This is a genomic window from Parabacteroides distasonis (genome assembly GCF_004793765.1).
GTDB lineage: Bacteria > Bacteroidota > Bacteroidia > Bacteroidales > Tannerellaceae > Parabacteroides > Parabacteroides distasonis_A.
This window is the reverse complement of sequence record NZ_SRYM01000145.1, coordinates 1-818: the sequence shown is the minus strand read 5'-3', so window position 1 is coordinate 818 and position 818 is coordinate 1. Positions and strand designations below refer to the sequence as shown.

At 49.0% G+C, this 818-nt stretch carries 1 protein-coding gene; it reads left to right on the top strand.

What is annotated here, in order from left to right; genetic code table 11:
- A partial coding sequence (locus tag E5342_RS19115; RefSeq protein WP_135960089.1) for a glycosyltransferase occupies nucleotides 1-818 on the top strand: 818 nt, incomplete at both ends.

The window sequence follows — 818 nt, the reverse complement described above, 5'->3', positions numbered from 1 at the left end:
CTGTTATCAAGCCTTTGCAAGCAAACCTATGTCCATTTTGAGGTTATCGTGGTGGAGGATGGTTCGGAGATACCGGCGAAAGAGATTGTTGGGCGATACCAAGGGCGATTGGATCTTCATTATTATGTGATCTCGAACTCCGGCCCGGGTATGGCGCGTAATCATGGCGCTAGGCAAGTGCGTGGCGAGTATCTGCTCATACTGGATTCTGACGTGGTACTACCCTCCACGTGGCTTGAGCATATACACGACTCGTTGAATCATTATCCGGTGGATGCGTTCGGTGGCCCGGATAAGGCGCATGCCTCGTTTTCCCCGATCCAGAAGGCGATCAATTACGCCATGACCTCATTCCTGACGACCGGTGGTATCCGCGGCGGGAAGAAAAAGTTGGATAAATTTTATCCCCGTAGTTTTAATATGGGAATAAGGCGGGATGTATATGAGCGTCTGGGCGGTTTTTCCGGCATGCGATATGGTGAGGACATTGATTTTAGCATACGGATCATGGAGGCTGGTTATCGGACCCGGCTATTTCCTTCGGCATGGGTTTATCATAAAAGGCGGACGGATCTCACGCAGTTCTTCCGTCAGGTGCGTCATTCGGGGGAGGCCCGGATCGCATTGAACCGGAAACATCCCGGCTCATTGAAGCTGGTACATTGCTTACCGGCATTATTCACGTTTTCAGTCTGTCTATTGGTTATCGGCTCATTCTTTTGCTGGTTGTTTCTGGTGCCTCTTATTATTTATGCCCTTTTATTGTTTGTAGACGCAATGTTCCGCAATAAATGTGATTTACGTGTAGGGTTGTTATC